Annotated in this window: 17 protein-coding genes and 1 riboswitch; of the genes, 7 read left to right on the top strand and 10 right to left on the bottom strand. The window is 66.8% G+C overall.

Annotation, left to right across the window (positions count from 1 at the left end):
* Positions 1-29: 29 nt before the first annotated feature.
* The 6 genes from mlaE to B0G69_RS04640 form a co-directional block, all read right to left on the bottom strand.
* Positions 30-806, bottom strand: a complete 777-nt coding sequence (gene mlaE / locus B0G69_RS04615) for a lipid asymmetry maintenance ABC transporter permease subunit MlaE (RefSeq protein ID WP_121315853.1) — start codon at positions 804-806, stop codon at positions 30-32.
* On the bottom strand, positions 803-1,624 hold the full coding sequence (locus B0G69_RS04620) for an ABC transporter ATP-binding protein (RefSeq protein WP_121315854.1): 822 nt from the start codon (positions 1,622-1,624) through the stop codon (positions 803-805). Before B0G69_RS04620 ends, mlaE begins: the two co-directional genes overlap by 4 nt.
* Before the next feature lie 94 nt (positions 1,625-1,718).
* Complete coding sequence (gene thiE, locus B0G69_RS04625) at positions 1,719-2,822, bottom strand: thiamine phosphate synthase (protein ID WP_121315855.1); 1,104 nt, start codon at positions 2,820-2,822, stop codon at positions 1,719-1,721.
* Positions 2,819-3,634 carry a thiazole synthase gene (locus B0G69_RS04630; RefSeq protein WP_121319106.1) on the bottom strand — a complete coding sequence of 272 codons (816 nt, stop codon included), beginning with the start codon at positions 3,632-3,634 and terminating at the stop codon, positions 2,819-2,821. Before B0G69_RS04630 ends, thiE begins: the two co-directional genes overlap by 4 nt.
* A gap of 48 nt (positions 3,635-3,682) precedes the next feature.
* Positions 3,683-3,880, bottom strand: coding sequence for a sulfur carrier protein ThiS (gene thiS, locus B0G69_RS04635; protein WP_121315856.1), 198 nt, complete (start codon positions 3,878-3,880; stop codon positions 3,683-3,685).
* 65 nt (positions 3,881-3,945) lie between these two features.
* Entirely contained in the window at positions 3,946-5,076 is a 1,131-nt protein-coding gene (locus B0G69_RS04640; protein ID WP_121315857.1) for an FAD-dependent oxidoreductase, read from the bottom strand.
* 231 nt (positions 5,077-5,307) lie between these two features.
* A riboswitch (TPP riboswitch) is annotated at positions 5,308-5,431 on the bottom strand.
* Between the two features lie 407 nt (positions 5,432-5,838).
* Between B0G69_RS04640 and B0G69_RS04645 the strand changes: the two genes are divergently transcribed.
* The 5 genes from B0G69_RS04645 (at position 5,839) to B0G69_RS04665 (ending at position 10,650) form a co-directional block, all read left to right on the top strand.
* Positions 5,839-7,590 (top strand): ABC transporter ATP-binding protein/permease, encoded by a 1,752-nt coding sequence (locus B0G69_RS04645; RefSeq protein WP_121315858.1) that lies wholly within the window; start codon positions 5,839-5,841, stop codon positions 7,588-7,590.
* Positions 7,587-8,390, top strand: a complete 804-nt coding sequence (locus B0G69_RS04650) for an SDR family oxidoreductase (protein WP_241991350.1) — start codon at positions 7,587-7,589, stop codon at positions 8,388-8,390. Before B0G69_RS04645 ends, B0G69_RS04650 begins: the two co-directional genes overlap by 4 nt.
* Positions 8,391-8,636: 246 nt before the next feature.
* Positions 8,637-9,098, top strand: coding sequence for a hypothetical protein (locus tag B0G69_RS04655; RefSeq protein WP_121315859.1), 462 nt, complete (start codon positions 8,637-8,639; stop codon positions 9,096-9,098).
* Between the two features lie 79 nt (positions 9,099-9,177).
* Positions 9,178-9,822, top strand: coding sequence for a hypothetical protein (locus B0G69_RS04660; protein ID WP_121315860.1), 645 nt, complete (start codon positions 9,178-9,180; stop codon positions 9,820-9,822).
* A 90-nt stretch (positions 9,823-9,912) separates the two neighbouring features.
* Complete coding sequence (locus tag B0G69_RS04665) at positions 9,913-10,650, top strand: response regulator (protein ID WP_121315861.1); 738 nt, start codon at positions 9,913-9,915, stop codon at positions 10,648-10,650.
* 53 nt (positions 10,651-10,703) lie between these two features.
* Here B0G69_RS04665 and B0G69_RS04670 read toward each other — a convergent pair whose 3' ends face one another.
* The 4 genes from B0G69_RS04670 to B0G69_RS04685 all read right to left on the bottom strand — a co-directional run bounded on the left by B0G69_RS04670 (position 10,704) and on the right by B0G69_RS04685 (position 12,652).
* The gene (locus B0G69_RS04670; protein WP_121315862.1) at positions 10,704-11,375 is read right to left on the bottom strand and encodes a flagellar basal body L-ring protein FlgH; all 672 of its coding nucleotides are present in this window, start codon (positions 11,373-11,375) and stop codon (positions 10,704-10,706) included.
* 104 nt (positions 11,376-11,479) lie between these two features.
* Complete coding sequence (locus tag B0G69_RS04675) at positions 11,480-12,253, bottom strand: hypothetical protein (RefSeq protein ID WP_121315863.1); 774 nt, start codon at positions 12,251-12,253, stop codon at positions 11,480-11,482.
* A gap of 3 nt (positions 12,254-12,256) precedes the next feature.
* Complete coding sequence (locus B0G69_RS04680) at positions 12,257-12,439, bottom strand: DUF6726 family protein (RefSeq protein WP_342030510.1); 183 nt, start codon at positions 12,437-12,439, stop codon at positions 12,257-12,259.
* Positions 12,440-12,469: 30 nt separating this feature from the next.
* On the bottom strand, positions 12,470-12,652 hold the full coding sequence (locus B0G69_RS04685; protein WP_121319110.1) for a hypothetical protein: 183 nt from the start codon (positions 12,650-12,652) through the stop codon (positions 12,470-12,472).
* A gap of 419 nt (positions 12,653-13,071) precedes the next feature.
* On the opposite strand from B0G69_RS04685, the gene B0G69_RS04690 reads away from it, so the two are divergent.
* Positions 13,072-13,812 (top strand): response regulator, encoded by a 741-nt coding sequence (locus B0G69_RS04690; RefSeq protein ID WP_121315865.1) that lies wholly within the window; start codon positions 13,072-13,074, stop codon positions 13,810-13,812.
* A complete protein-coding gene (locus tag B0G69_RS04695; protein WP_121315866.1) occupies positions 13,809-15,092 on the top strand; it encodes an ATP-binding protein in 1,284 nt (427 codons plus the stop codon). The genes B0G69_RS04690 and B0G69_RS04695 overlap by 4 nt, the downstream gene beginning before the upstream one ends.
* The last annotated feature ends 32 nt before the right edge of the window (positions 15,093-15,124 follow it).

Here is a 15,124-nt window from a genome sequence, read left to right on the forward strand (position 1 = left end):
GCCGCTGGCGGCCAACGTGCCGCGCAGTCTTAGCTGAACATCAGTGCGGTCAGCAGAAAATCGAGTCCGAGCACCGCCAGCGACGCATACACGACCGTTTTGGTGGTCGCGCGTGACACGCCTTCGGGCGTCGGCTTGGCTTCGTAGCCCTGAAACAGCGCGACGAAGGTCACCGCGAGGCCGAACACCACGCTCTTGACGACCCCGGCGCCGACATCGCGCCAGACGTCCACGCCACCTTGCATCTGCGACCAGAACGCGCCCGCGTCGACGCCGATCAGCAGCACGCCCACCACATAACCGCCCAACACGCCGACCGCGCTGAAAATCGCGGCGAGGATCGGCATCGAGACAATCCCGGCCCACAGGCGCGGCGCGACCACGACCTTGACGGGGTCGACCGCCATCATTTCCATCGCGGTAAGTTGCTCGCCGGCCTTCATCAGGCCGATCTCGGCCGTGAGCGACGTGCCGGCGCGGCCGGCAAACAGCAGCGCGGTGACCACCGGTCCCAGTTCGCGCACGAGCGACAGCGCGACCAGCAGGCCCAACGCCTGCTCGGAGCCGTAGCGATTGAGCGTGTAATAGCCCTGCAACCCAAGCACGAAGCCGACGAACAGCCCCGACACGGCGATGATCACCAGCGAATAATTACCCACGAAGTGGATCTGCTTCGTGACAAGGCGCGGACGGCGCAGCAACGGGAAAAATTCGAGCAGCAGCCGGAAGAAAAAACGCGTGGCGTAGCCGGCCGTGCCGAGCCCGCCGATCACCAAGCGACCGATCGCACTGATCGCACTGGTCATGACTGGCCTCCGCCGATGCCGAAGTCCGCCGCCAGCGACGCCTTGCTCGGATAGTGGAATTTGAACGGGCCGTCCGGCGCGCCGTCGATGAACTGCCGCACGGTCGGATCGGCCGACGCGCGCAGCTCGGCCGGTGTGCCTTCGGCGTGAACCCCGCCGTTGGCGAGAAAGTAGACGTAGTCCGCGATCGCGAACGATTCAGGCACGTCGTGCGTGACCAGGATCGAGGTGGCGCCTAGCGCCTGATTCAGCGCGCGGATCAGGTTCGCGGTAATGCCGAGCGAGATCGGATCGAGACCGGCGAAGGGCTCGTCGTACATCATCAGTTCGGGGTCGAGCGCGATGGCGCGCGCGAGCGCCACGCGCCGTGCCATGCCGCCGGAAATCTCCGACGGCATCAGGTCGCGCGCGCCACGCAAGCCGACCGCGTTGAGCTTCATCAGCACGAGGTCGCGCAGCAATTCTTCGGGGAGATCGGTGTGCTCGCGCAGCGCGAAGGCCACGTTTTCGAACACCGACATGTCGGTGAACAGCGCGCCGAACTGGAACAGCATGCCCATTTTGCGGCGCAGCGCGTAAAGGCCGTCGCGCGTCTGCTGGCCGACGTCCTGGCCGTGGAGGAGGATCTGGCCGCGCTGCGCGCGTACCAGACCGCCGATCAGACGCAGCACGGTGGTCTTGCCGCAACCCGAGCCGCCCATGACCGCGACGACCTGCCCGCGTTTGAAGCGCAGATTCAGGTTCGACAGGACGAGCTGGTCGCCGTAACCGAAGTCGACGTCGCGCAGCTCGAGTAGGGTCTCGGGGGAGGAAGACACGAAACTGACAATCCTTTTACACGGAAGGCCGAATTATAGGGCCATCATGCAAAAGTTGCCGTGAGGTGCCCTGTCTATTAAAAAAGCCTGACGATTATCGCGTAAACCCTTGCTGCAGGGCAGAAACGGCGGCCGCCGGATCGGCAGCTTCCGTGACCGCGCGCACCACCGCCGCACAGCCGACACCCGTCGCCAGCACGTCGGGCAGCACCTGCAAGTCGATGCCGCCGATCGCCACCAGCGGCACGACGCCGTCCAGCAGACGCACGTAGCGTGCGAGGCGCTTGAGACCCTGCGGCGCGGTCGGCATGACTTTGGTCGTGGTCGGAAACACGGCGCCCAACGCAATGTAGCTCGGCCGAAAATGCAGCGCTTTCAGAATTTCGTAGAAACCATGCGTCGACAGACCCAGCCGGATGCCGGCGGCGGCCAATGCGGACAGGTCGGCGGTATGCACGTCTTCCTGACCGAGGTGGACGCCATACGCGCCCGCTTCGAGCGCGGCCTGCCAGTGGTCGTTGATGAACACTTGGGCGTCGTGCGCGTGTCCGGCGGCCACGCAGCGGGCGATTTCGCGCTTCAGTTCGTCGGCGGGTTCGGCCGATTTGCGGCGCAACTGCACCGTCTTCACGCCGAAGCCAACCACCCGCTCGACCCATTCGGCGCTCGGCAGCACCGGGTACAGGCCGAGCCGGTCCGGGCATCGTGCGAACACTTGCGCGGGCGCGGCCGGCAAACCGGCAAGGCGCGGGAAACGGGCGAGGTCGGACGGAAAGGCGTCGTCGGCGCGGGTTTCGTCGCCGTCGCGCCACGCGAGCGCCAGCACCAGCGCATCGTGCGGATCGAAGCCGCAGTCGAGAAACGCGGCCAGCGCGGCAATCCAGTCATCCGCCAGATGGCCTTCGAGGCGGTACTTCTCCCCGCCCAGATGCAGCGTGGCCTTGTCCTGCGCCGCTTCGATCACACCGGCGCCCTGCACCAGCCAGCGCGCCATCTGCTCGCCGTGCTGCTGGGCGTCGGCGATCACGATCAGGTCGCCGCCATTCGGCTCGTCCGGCGCGGTCAGGCAGATGCGCCACGGCGCGTGCGTCGGCGGCCAGTCGCCCAGGCGCGCGCGGATGCGCTCCGTGGCTTCGGTGAGTTCGTCGGCGGGCGGCCAGAACAGGTCGCGATTCTTCAAGGCCAGTGTTTGCGTCATGCGGCGCTCCCGTCTTGGTGCCAGAACGGCATGCCGACCACCGGCGTGCTCGCGTGCGCGCTTTCGCGCTCGGCCATCGGCCCCGCCAGAAAAGCCTGGCGGCCCGCTTCGACGCCCAGCGCGAACGCGCGCGCCATCGCGTCGGGGTGCGTCGCCTGCGACACCGCGGTGTTCAGCAGCACGCCGTCGAAACCCCACTCCATCACCTGCGCCGCATGCGATGGCACGCCGAGCCCGGCGTCCACGATCAGCGGCACGTCCGGCAGCCGCTCGCGCAGCACCCGCAGCCCGTAAGGATTGATCACGCCCTTGCCGGTGCCGATCGGCGCGCCCCACGGCATCAGCGCTTCACAACCGGCGTCGAGCAGGCGGCGGCCGATCACGAGGTCTTCGGTGCAATACGGCAGCACTTTGAAGCCGTCCTTGATCAGCTGCGCGGCCGCTTCGATCAGGCCGACCGGGTCGGGCTGCAACGTGTAGTCGTCGCCGATCAGTTCGAGCTTGATCCAGTCCGTTTCGAAGATTTCGCGCGCCATGTGGGCGGTGGCCACCGCCTCGCCGACCGTCAGGCAGCCGGCCGTGTTCGGCAGGAGCGGCACGCCGTGGCGCTTGAGCAGATCGAAGAAGCCGGCTTCGGCGCCGCCTTCGTTCATCTGCCGGCGTAGCGCGACGGTCACCATGCCGGGGCGCGCCGCGTCGATCGAATCGGACAGCGACTGCAGCGACGGATAGCGCGAGGTGCCGAGCAGCACGCGGCTCGCGAAGGTTTGGCCGTACAGCGTAAGCGCGTCGGCCGTTTGGGGGGAAGTCATTTGCATCATCGGGTCTCCGGCAAAGCGTGGCGGGCGGCGGGGCAGCGCTTAGCCGCCGGCCACGGGTTGCACGACGTCGAGCCGGTCGCCCGGCTGCAGCGCGCGCGCCGCATGCTGCGTGCGCGCGACGAAATCGCCGTTCAGCGCGACCGCGAACGGCGGGCGCGCGCCGTACGCGGCGAGCGCATCGGCGACGGTCGCGCCTTCGGGCAGCGACAACGGCTTCTGATTGATATGAATGTCCATGGTGTTCGAATACGGTTCAATCGATGGCGAAAGCGGCGGCCGAGCGGCATGGGACCGCGCAACGCTCATGCTGGCTCCCGCGCGCAGTCCTGTTGGAAAAGCTCGCTCCAGCGGGCGTCGCGGCGCCACTCGGCGAACGCGTCGGCATCGCCGATACGGCCGTCGAGCAGCGCCGACGCGAAGCGCACGGCTTCGTCGGCGACCTCCGGCACGATCATGTAGCCGTGCCGGTACAGCCCGTTCACGCGCAACGTCCGCGCGCCGTCCCACAGGAGCGCCGGACGGTGGTCCGGCAAGGTCGGGCGGCATTGCGAATTCAGTTCGAGGATGCGCGCCTCGCCGAAGCCCGGATGCACCGAAAACGCCGCGCTCAGCAGTTCGAGCGCCGAGCGCACGCTGACCGGCGACATGTCCTCGCCTTCGACTTCGGTGGCGCCGATCACGTACAGGTCGTTCTGCTTCGGCGCGATATAGAGCGGATAGCGCGGATGCAGCAGCCGCACCGGGCGTGTCAGGTTGATACCGGGCGCATGCACCCGCGCGACTTCGCCGCGAATGCCCCGCAGCGTGGGCAGCACGGGCTTCGCGCCGAGGCCCCGGCAGTCGATCGTGATGCGCCCGGGCGGCAGCGACTGCTCGTCGACGGCCGTGTTCCAGTGGGTTTCGACGCCGCGCTCGGCAAGGCCCGCGGCCAACGCGGCCAGCACCTGGCGATTATCCAGTTGGCCTTCACGCGGCAGCAGCCAGCCCTGGTTGAAGCGGCCCGCCAGCGCGGGCTCGGCCGCGCCGACCTGCGCGCCGGTCAGCGTCACGAAACCGCCGTCGAGCAGGTCGGCCGGCGCGTTCGAGCGCACCCGGCGTTCGAACAGCGGCGCTTCGGTGCGGTCGGCATGATGCCAGACGACCAGCGTGCCATTGCGTTGGAAGAATACCGGCTCGGGCAATTCGGCCAGCACCTGCGGCCAGGTATCGAGCGAACTCGCGCCAAGGCGCGTGATGAGCAACTCGGCGCTGGCGGCTTCGGCGAGCGGCGCCAGCATCGCCGCGGCGACCCACGCGGCGGCCTGCGAGCCGGCGGCGTCGCCGCGCTCATACAGCGCCACGCGATGTCCCTGGCCCGCCAGACGCCATGCGACCAACCGGCCGCAAAGACCGCCGCCGAGAACGGCGAAATCAGGTTGGGCGGACCGGTTCATCGCGCGGACTCCCGCGTGTGCTTTGGTCTACGGCGGCAAGCAAGGCTGAAGCACGACGCGCCGACGGCGACGTAGCGAAGAGCAAAACACATATCTGAAGAATAGGCGGTCATCGAGTCCTTTCCGTACGGCAAAGAAACGCACGTACCCAGGACGAAACCGGCGGGTCAAGCCGGCCGGACAATACGCGCGTACCGAGGTACGGACGCCGTCCGGCGGGGAATGGAAGACTGGCTGCTTCCGGAAACTTCCCGCGCCGGTATTACCCGGATCGGGTGCAAAGGGTCTCTCTCAGCCTCGCCGCCGCAGCCTGAAAATCAAGCCGCCTGTGGGCGAAGCACCCCTGTTTCGTCGCAGCTCATTAGACCATAAAAGGCGCGGCGCCCGCAAACCAGCGGCTCGCGCGGCAGCATGGGTTTCAACCGGCACCCTGTTTCGTTGCGGCGATGTGGGCGGAGCCGAGGCTCTGGCACAATGCCGGGACCGGATGCCGCATGCGCGCTTCGCCGCATGCGCGGCGGGCGCCGCCGGGGCGAAGCCCTTAAGCGAAAATTAATTTTCGCTTAAGGGCCTCACGCCAGAATCGGGCGGTCGCCCAGACGCGCGTTCACCGAAACACGACGCCCGGGCAGGTATCGCACCGCCGTCGCAGAGCGGCCCGACATTGGGCCGCTTCGCGGCGCAATAGCCCGACATGGGCCGGCCGGAGTCGGGTCGGCGCTTCGGATCAGCACTTCGGGCCTGCACTTCATCAGGACGCTCATGACACCCAATTTTTCCTCCAGCCCCGCGCTGCCGCCCGACGAAAAAGTCTCCGCCTGGAGCCTGATCAAACCCTACTGGGTTTCCGAAGAACGCAAGACGGCGTGGGGTTTGCTCATAGCGATCATCGTGATGAACCTGCTCGTCGTGTGGATCAACGTGCGGCTGAACCGCTGGAGCGCCGACTTCTACAACGCGCTGCAAAGCAAGAACGTGCACGATTTCCCGCACCTGCTGATGGTGTTCTCGGGACTCGCGTTCGGCTTCATCATCCTCGCGGTGTACGGGCGATATTTGCGTCAGATGCTCGGTTTCCGCTGGCGCCAGTGGCTGACCACGCGCTATCTGAACGAGTGGCTGCACGACAGCGCCTTCTACCGGATCGAACGCGACCGGCTTGCCGACAACCCCGACCAACGGATCAGCGACGATCTGCAGTCGTTCGCCACCACCACGCTGTCGCTCACGCTCGATCTGCTGTCCACGGTCGTCACGCTCGTGTCGTTTATCACGATCCTGTGGTCGCTGGCCGGTGCGCTGACCATCTCGCTCGGCGGCATGCCGTTGCAGATTCCCGGCTACATGGTGTGGGCCGCGGCGCTGTATGCGGTGGTCGGCTCGCTGATCATCCAGAAGGTCGGCCATCCGCTCGTGTCGATCAACTACCAGGCGCAGAAAGTCGAGGCGGATTTCCGTTTCGGCCTCATCCGGCTGCGTGAGAATGCCGAACAGATTGCGTTCTACAACGGCATGGACACCGAGAAGTCGAACGCGCACTCGCTGTTCGGCCGCATCCGCGACAACTGGTGGCAGGTGATGAAGTACACCAAGCGGCTCACCTTCGTGCTGAGCTTCTATGGCCAGATCGCGATCATCTTTCCGCTGGTGGTCGCCGCGCCGCGCTATTTCGCGGGCGCCTTCACCTTCGGTGTCCTGATGCAGATTTCGAGCGCATTCGGCACCGTCAGCGATTCGTTCTCGTGGTTCATCAACAGTTACGCGAGCCTCGTCGAGTGGCGCGCCACCGTGAACCGGTTGCGCGAATTCCGCCGTGTCGTTCACGCGCCGCGTCTGAAGGAGTCGGTCTCGCCGGCCACCGAGCATGGCGGCATCAAGCTGCATTTCGTCGACGCCGATCAGCTTTCCACCGACGGCCTCAAGCTCGCGCTGCCGAACGGCAACCCGCTGTCGCGCATCCGCGATATCGCGATTCAACCGGGTTCGCGCTGGCTGGTGCGCGGTCCGTCCGGCGCGGGCAAGAGCACGCTGATGCGCGCGCTCGCCGGCCTGTGGCCGTTCGGCGACGGCTCGATCGACGCGCCGGTCACCGCGCGCATGATGTTCATCCCGCAGGTCAGCTACATGCCGATCGGCACGCTGAAAGCGGCGCTCGCCTACCCGTCCTCGGCCACCGCCTACACCGACGACGAATGCCGCGAAGCGCTCGTCACCTGCCATCTGTCGGAGTACGCCGACCGCCTGCAGGAGTCCGGGCACTGGACCCGCATCCTGTCGCCGGGCGAACAGCAGCGCCTCGCCGCCGCACGCGTGCTGCTGCACAAGCCCGACTATCTGTTCCTCGATGAAGCCACCAGCGCGCTCGATGCGGAAAACGAAGCGCGTCTGTATCGCCTGTTCACGGAGCGCCTGCCGAAGGCGGCGATCGTCAGCGTTGCGCATCGCGAATCGCTAGCTGCGTACCACGACGAAACGCTCGACGTCGAACGTGCGGGCGAAGCGGTCGCGGCCTGAGCATCGTGAGCGATATCCGCGACGTGAGCGCAGCCCGCCCTGATGAACGCGTCGTGCTGATCACCGGTGCGGGCTCCGGCATCGGCGCGGCGCTCGCCCGGCGCATCGCCGCGCCGCACTCCGCACTCATGCTGCACGCCCGTGGCGCCGACGACGCCGCCCGCCAGCGGCTTGCCGAGCTCGCCGCCGAGTGCCGCGCAAGCGGCGCACGCTGCGCGACGGTGTTCGGCGACCTCGCCGAACGCGGCGCCGCGGAACACGTGGTCCACCAGACGCTGGCACACTTTGGCGCACTCGATCAACTGGTCGCCAACGCGGGGCACGCGCAACGCCAGACCCTCAACGCGCTCGACCCCGACACGTTCAACGCCGCCTTCGCTGCGATGCCGGCCGCGTTCGCGGCGCTCGTCAAACGCGCAACCCCTGCATTGGAAACGTCGAAGCGCGGTCGCGTGATCGCGCTGAGTTCGTTCGTTGCGCACCGCTATCGCGCAGACGCGCCGTTTGCCGCGACGGCGGCGGCGAAAGCCGCGCTCGAATCGCTGGCCAAAACCGCCGCCGCGGAACTGGCGCCGCATGGCGTGACCGTCAACTGCGTGGCACCCGGCTACACCCGCAAAGATCGTGGTCCGAGCGCCGAGAATGCGTCGGCGTGGACGCGCGCCGCCGAAGCAACGCCGCTCGGCCACGTCGCCGAGCCTGCGGATGTCGCCGCGCTGATCGCGTTCCTGCTCTCCGACGAAGCGCGCCATATCACCGGGCAGGTGATTCATATCGATGGTGGTCTTACGCTCGGCTGAGCGGCAATCGCAGCAACGCACTGCGCAACGGGACACAACTCCCGCCACACGCGTCACGTCACACCTTCCCTTCGCCGCAACACAACACCCCGCAACATCCGGAAACACGCGAGAAGAGATCGAAAGCATTTGCGAAGCGGGCAAGCTGTTCCGCGCTTTGAAAATGCCTCCCGGCAGCGACGATAGTCATGCGGGCCGATCCCGTCCTCGCCCCAACGTCATTCACTGTTACCGGACTCTTTGCCCATGTCATTCGATCGCCGCTCCCATCCTTTGACCCAGCGCCTCGCGCTCGCGCTCGGCGCAGCGTTGCTGGTCGCGAGCACCGCGCACGCAGCGCAAGCCACTCAACCGAACGAGCCCGCGGACGTTTGCCCCGTGCTCAAACACATCGTCGACGCCGACGATTTCAAGCAACTGCGCAGCCAGCCCGCCGCGCAACTGCCGGGCGTATCGACCGCCGACGACTGCCGTGCCAACGCGCACACGTACGACTGCCACTGGCGCGCGCACTGGGAAGCCGACGGCGTGATCAACGATCCGCTCGAAGAATTCGGCGCCGACATCGCGGCTTGCTTCTCGAACGTCGTGCACGACGTCAACACGCCGACGCGCCAGCATTTCATCGTCACCACGGCCGAGCGGCGCGTCAGCGTCACGGCAAGCGTGCAAGGGCAAAACGAATTGCGCCTGCGCGTCACGCGCTGAGCGTGCGCGCAGGCGCCGTTCTGCGTTGCGATCCGCCGCGATCAGCCGCGTTCCTCATCGCCACCTGGCACCCGCTCTCATGACCCTCACGCCGAGCATGCGCGTCGACGCCCGCTTCACGCGACCCGCACGGGCCGCGTGGGTCCGGCTGCGGCGACCGTGCGCGTGGCTGGCCGTCGCCGCTGCGCTCGCGTTCGGGCTGAACGGCTGTGCATGGACGCTGATCCAGGCGGCCGACGCGACCGGCTCGGTGATTCAGGCGGGCTACGCGATCGCGGCGGGCTACTCGTCGCCGACCTTCGTCAATGGCAGGCCGGCCGACCTGCATCACGTCTGCATCGAAGTGAACCAGACGGTGTCGGTCGGCGACTTCGTGCCGGCGCTGCAACTCGCGCTCGACCGGCGCGGCGTTCGTTCGGACGTCTACAATCCGGGCACCTCGCCCGCGGGCTGTGAGGCGCGGCTCGTCTACAACGCCGCGATCGACTATGGCCGCCGCTCGTTCAGCGACGAATCGATCCAGTATCTGTCGATCATCGATCTGACGCTGATCCAGAACGGCCGCATCCTCGTCACAGCGCGTTATCAGACAGGCGGCCTCAACACCGACCGCTTCTCCTCCGCATCGACCAAGCTCAGCGGTCTGATCGACCGGATGGTGGTCGATCAGACCGACTTCGCGCACTCGCCGCCGCAGACCATTCAAACGTCGCAGGCGAACTGAGCGCCGGCTGCTTGCTTTGTCTTACGCGAGAAAGGATTCGAAAGCATCGCGCGCTTTGCTCCGCGCGCGCGCATCACTAAGATGCCCTGAATGAACCAAACCATTCTTGTCGTCGACGACGACCCCGTCGTACGTGAGCTCGTCAGCGAATATTTGCAGGGGCGCGGCTTCAAGGTCGCCACGCTCGAACACGGCATGGCGCTGCAGCGCAAATTGCAGGACGAGCGTCCCGCGCTGATCGTGCTCGACATCATGATGCCCGAGCTCGACGGCATCAGCGCACTGCGCGCGTTGCGCGTCGCCGGCGACGATATCCCCGTGATCCTGCTGACCGCGCGCGCCGATACGATCGACCGTGTCATCGGTCTCGAACTCGGCGCCGACGACTATCTCGGCAAGCCGTTCGAGCCGAGCGAACTCGTCGCGCGCATTCGCACGGTGCTGCGCCGGCGCGGCTCGATTGCGCCGAGTGCGCCGGAGCAGCGCGCGCCCTATCACTTCGGGCGTTTCGAAGTGAATTTCCCGGCGCGCGAACTACGCCGCGACGGCGAGCGCATCACGCTGCGTTCGAGCGAATTCGCGATGCTCAAGGTGTTCGTCACCCACGCGATGACCGTGCTCACACGCTCGCAATTGCTGGAGAAGTTGCACGGCAATAGCGAGGCGCATCGCAACCGCAGTCTGGACGTGTCGATCTGGCGTTTGCGCCGGCTGATCGAGGTGGACCCGTCCGAGCCGCGCTATGTGCAAACCGTATGGGGACGCGGCTATGTGTTCGTGCCGGACGGTGAGATCGGCGCGGCGGAACGAAGCGCTGCGCTCGCCTGACGCGGCCCGGCAGGCGAGCCGCACTGCGCGCAGCAACGCCACGTGTCCAAGCGTCAGAAAGTCAGCACGCTCAGGAACATTCTCTGCAGCCAGCCCAACGTGGTGGCGTCGGACACCATGCCCACGCCGGCCTGCTCGATGCGCGCATTGGCGACCTTGCTCGATGCGACGTAATTGCCTGCTTCGATATCCTTCGGATTGACGATGCCCGACAGCCGCAACCGGTCGCGGTTGCCGCTCATGGCGATCACCTTCTCGCCCGACACCACGAGGTTGCCGGTCGACATCGTGCCGATCACGGTGACGGCAAGCGTGCCGGTCATGCCGCTGACGTCGGTGAGGCTGCCCTGGCCTTTGTAGTCGGTGCTCGCCGAGCCGATGTTGAACAGCCTCGCGAGGCGCGCCGCGGCGTTGCTCGAGTGATCGGCGGCGTCGGCGGTGATGCTGCTCGCGCGGCTCGCCGCCGCGGTCGAGCTGTTGTTGCCGCTATACGATTCCGCGAGACGGATCGTCAGCACATCGCCGATATGTTGGGCGCGCGGCGTTTCGTAAAGCAGCAGCGGCGTGCCCGCCTGATAGATCGCGCCTTGCGTGTTGACGTTCAGCGGCGCCGAAGCGAGGGGCGGCGCCATCGGCGTCTCGACGATCGAGTTCAGTTGATGGCCCGCGCAAGCGGCGAGACAAACCGCCGTGCCTAGCGTGAGCGTGAGACGTAGCGCGATCATGCATGCTCCGTGAAGGGGGTCGGCCGGATGGGCCGGGTTCGCAACGGGTTCGACCGACGTCAGCGCACCGCCGCCGCCCTCCCATCGCCCATAAGAGCGTTTCGTCACCCCGCCTCCGCGCCGCTCGCCTGCCACTGCCGCGCGACCGACTTCACCCACGCATCCGAACCCTTCAGCAGATAAGTGAGCGTGCCGTTGCGGCTGCCCGGCAAAAAGCACAACGTGATAGAACTCACCGCGTTTTCCCACACGTACGTCGGCATCGCACCCGACGCCGCCACGTTCTGCGTCGCGAGACGCGGCGGGCCGTAGCGATCCTCGAGCGCGTCGCGCAAGTCCTCGGCGGTCAACTCGTCGATCACGAACGAAATCTCGTACAAACGCAGCGCGCTCTGCGCATCGGTCCGCGCGAAGCGCAGCACGTGCTCGAGCGCCGGCGCGCCGTCCACCACCGCTTGCGACATCGCCCAGCGATCATCCACGCGATGCGCCCAACGGCACGCGACCATCAGGCTTTCGCGCGATTTCAGCCGCATGCCGAGCGTGCCCGCCTGCACGTCGGTCTCGCAGACGGGCACGCTGCCGATTGGCGTCGCCCGTACGGTCGAACCCGCGCGGAATTCGTCGAGCGTGATGCCGAGCGCCACGCCGCGAAAAGCAAACGGCGCGTCCTGCGAGCGCCGGCGCGCGTTGGATGGCGCGTTGAACGGCGCGTTGAACGGGGGGTTGACGGACGCGTCGGCGGACCCGTTGTTCGACGCGGCGCCCACCGCCTTCGCTTCACGCGCGGCGGGCTGTGCGGCGGGCTGTGCACCAACGGCCGACGATAAGATGCCGCCCAATAGCGCCAGCGCGCGAGCAATCCGTGTGAGTGTCATGGTTCAGTCGATTGCGGAGGAGCACATATCGAATGGCGTGGCGGCGGCATGGCCGACGACCGGGATGATCTTCAGCGTGGCCGAAGTCAGCCGGCACGGCAGCGCGGCGACGGCACAGCCGCCAAGCGGCAGCAGCGCCGCGCCGAGTGTCAACCACGCGGCGGCACGGACGAGGCGGTCAAAAATTCTCGGAGTCGACACACAGGCCTCTGGAGATCAGGCAGTCGTATTGACGTTGTGTCCGACGAGCCCGGCCGGCGGCGACGGCTGCGCGCGGGTGGCGCTCTCCTGCGGCTGCGCACTCGCGGCCGGGTGGCTGGCGCTCGCGGGTTTGTCCCTCGCGGTCGTGGACGTGAGCGAAGGAAGCTGAGTCGAACTAAGGTTGCTGGGAATGGTCATGATGAGCCTCGCGTGGCACCGGGTTTCGATTTCACGCCACCGGCCGTGGTCCAACCCATCAAGGCTGTCTCCGGCATGCGGCGCAACGTACTGCACGGCGAATCATCGCGCCGCACCCGCATCGGCGATGCACGAAGCAAAGCGCGCTTTCCGGCGGTTCTTACGAGCCGTTCCGAGCCGTTGCCATCGGTTCCAATGCCTGCAGCGGTTACGATTGCGCAGCCATTTTTGATCGGCGGGAGGCGCCGATGTGGCACGGTTTCCGCGCGATTGCCCCGGCTCCAGCCGCGCTGAAATATGCTGTGAGCCTTGAGCGGCGGGCGTGACACGCGAGTCGTCCCGGACCGTGCGGCGCATCGTAAGCATTGGTAAGAAAACAGTCGATCGCGCGTTTGCGCGCGCCAGTCTAGAATTTCGCCATGAATCCACAGGTCCTTATCGTCGACGACGATCCGGTCGTACGCGATCTGCTATGCAAGTTTCTGCAATCGAACGGCTTCGACGCGTCCGTGCTGCACGACGGCACCCATCTCCAGCGCCGGCTCGAACGTGAACGGCCATCGGTCGTCGTGCTCGACATCATGATGCCGAACACCGACGGCCTGCGCGCGCTCACCGCGCTGCGCGCCGCCGGTGACGACATCCCGGTGATCTTCGTGACCGCGCGCGGCACGGTGGCCGACCGCATCGTCGGGCTCTCGCTCGGCGCGGACGACTACCTGATCAAGCCCTTCGATCCACGCGAATTGCTCGCGCGCATCCACACCGTGCTGCGCCGTCGCGGGCCGAGCACCACCAGCGCGCCGGAAGCCCGCAAGCGCTATCGCTTCGGCCCGTTCGAACTCGACTTCGCGACCCGTTCGCTGTCGCGCGCGGATTCGAAGCTGCCGTTGCGCGACAGTGAGTTCGCGCTCCTGAAGATCTTCGTCAACAATCCGTACAAGGTGTTGTCGCGCGTGCTGATTCACGACCTCGTGCATCGCGACAATCTCGCGTTCCGCGACCGTAGTCTCGACGTGCCGATCTGGCGCCTGCGCCGTGTGATCGAGGACGATCCGTCCAACCCCTGCTACGTGCAGACGGTGCGCGGCAAGGGCTACGTCTTCGTGCCCGACGCCAACGCCTCGCCCTTCGCCGACGAGGCCGCTCCAAGCGCATGAAAAATCCGCTGAACACGCTGTTCGGCAGAATGGCGTTGCTGTCTGCGGTGGTGTTGTTCGCGATTCAGGCCGGCTGGTTCGTGCTGGTGGTGATGCAGCCGCCGCGCCATGAAATCGACGGCTTCGCACGCGGCATTCTGCTGGTGCTGCAAGCCATCAACGGCGAGCCGATGAAAGGCACGGCGCTTGCGCCGGCCTTGCGCGTGCATCTGGTCCCCACCTGGAACATGCCGGCGAGCGTGCATCTGCGCAAGCCCACGGCTCATCCGCTGGTCGAACTGAGCCGGCATTTGCGGGAGAACCTGCCGCCTGGCACGCAGATCGCCGTCGACGATCTGCATCCGCCGCAACTCTGGGTGTTGTTCCCAGGCAAGTCGAACTGGGTGGTCGTGCCGGTCGATGTACCGCCGCGCCCGCGTTTTGTCGTCGAAGGTGCATCGATGCTGCTCGCCGCGCTGATTCTTTCGCTATTCGCGGTCTGGCAGATGCAGCGGCCGCTGTCGCGCGTCGCCACCGCCGCGCGCGCGTTCGGCTCGGGCGGGCGGCCCGAACCGGTGACCGTGCAGGGCCCGCGCGAGTTACGCGATCTGATCGGTTCGTTCAACGACATGATGCGGCGCCTGAATGAAGCCGGCGACGATCAGGCGGTGATGCTGGCCGGCGTCGCACACGATCTGAAAGCGCCGCTCACGCGGCTCAAGTTGCGCGCAAGCGTGCTGGTGGCGGAGAACGAACGCGCCGGTCTGATTCGCGATGTCGACTCGCTGACCAACATCGTGCAGCAGTTTCTCGAATTCGCCGGCCAATCCGCCGACGCGGGGCCGCCGGTCGAAGTCGAAGAATTCTTACGGGAGCAGTTCTCGTCCGGCGATACTTCCGGCGACAACACGGAAGCACCGCTTTTCGCGCTCGATCTGCGCGCGGGTCCCTCGTTCACGCTGCCGCGCACGCTGCTCGACCGGCTCGTGACGAACCTCGTCGACAACGCGCTCGAACACGGCACGCCGCCGGTGGAGATCACCACCGCGCGCGACGACCGGCATTGGACGATCAGCGTGCGCGACCACGGTCCCGGCATTCCTGACGAGCGCATCGCCGCGGCGATGAAGCCGTTCGTCCGGCTCGATGCCGCGCGTGGCGGCGAAGGCCATTGCGGACTCGGCCTCGCGATCGTCGCGCGACTCGCGCACGATCGCGGCGGGCGTTGTCATGTGCGCAATCACGTGCAAGGCGGACTGGAAGTGCGGATCGAATTGCCGGTAGGCGGGCCGGTCGCGTGACACGGGGCGAAGCGGCACGGCGAACGTGGCCG

It is taken from the genome of Paraburkholderia sp. RAU2J (assembly GCF_003634845.1).
Classification (GTDB): Bacteria; Pseudomonadota; Gammaproteobacteria; order Burkholderiales; family Burkholderiaceae; genus Paraburkholderia; species Paraburkholderia fynbosensis.

Coding starts and splice junctions, on each gene's coding strand:
- mlaE (WP_121315853.1), bottom strand. CDS start 806: ATGACCAGTGCGATCAGTGCGATCGGTCGCTTGGTGATCGGCGGGCTC.
- thiE (WP_121315855.1), bottom strand. CDS start 2,822: ATGACGCAAACACTGGCCTTGAAGAATCGCGACCTGTTCTGGCCGCCC.
- B0G69_RS04630 (WP_121319106.1), bottom strand. CDS start 3,634: ATGACTTCCCCCCAAACGGCCGACGCGCTTACGCTGTACGGCCAAACC.
- thiS (WP_121315856.1), bottom strand. CDS start 3,880: ATGGACATTCATATCAATCAGAAGCCGTTGTCGCTGCCCGAAGGCGCG.
- B0G69_RS04640 (WP_121315857.1), bottom strand. CDS start 5,076: ATGAACCGGTCCGCCCAACCTGATTTCGCCGTTCTCGGCGGCGGTCTT.
- B0G69_RS04645 (WP_121315858.1), top strand. CDS start 5,839: ATGACACCCAATTTTTCCTCCAGCCCCGCGCTGCCGCCCGACGAAAAA.
- B0G69_RS04655 (WP_121315859.1), top strand. CDS start 8,637: ATGTCATTCGATCGCCGCTCCCATCCTTTGACCCAGCGCCTCGCGCTC.
- B0G69_RS04660 (WP_121315860.1), top strand. CDS start 9,178: ATGACCCTCACGCCGAGCATGCGCGTCGACGCCCGCTTCACGCGACCC.
- B0G69_RS04665 (WP_121315861.1), top strand. CDS start 9,913: ATGAACCAAACCATTCTTGTCGTCGACGACGACCCCGTCGTACGTGAG.
- B0G69_RS04670 (WP_121315862.1), bottom strand. CDS start 11,375: ATGATCGCGCTACGTCTCACGCTCACGCTAGGCACGGCGGTTTGTCTC.
- B0G69_RS04675 (WP_121315863.1), bottom strand. CDS start 12,253: ATGACACTCACACGGATTGCTCGCGCGCTGGCGCTATTGGGCGGCATC.
- B0G69_RS04685 (WP_121319110.1), bottom strand. CDS start 12,652: ATGACCATTCCCAGCAACCTTAGTTCGACTCAGCTTCCTTCGCTCACG.
- B0G69_RS04690 (WP_121315865.1), top strand. CDS start 13,072: ATGAATCCACAGGTCCTTATCGTCGACGACGATCCGGTCGTACGCGAT.
- B0G69_RS04695 (WP_121315866.1), top strand. CDS start 13,809: ATGAAAAATCCGCTGAACACGCTGTTCGGCAGAATGGCGTTGCTGTCT.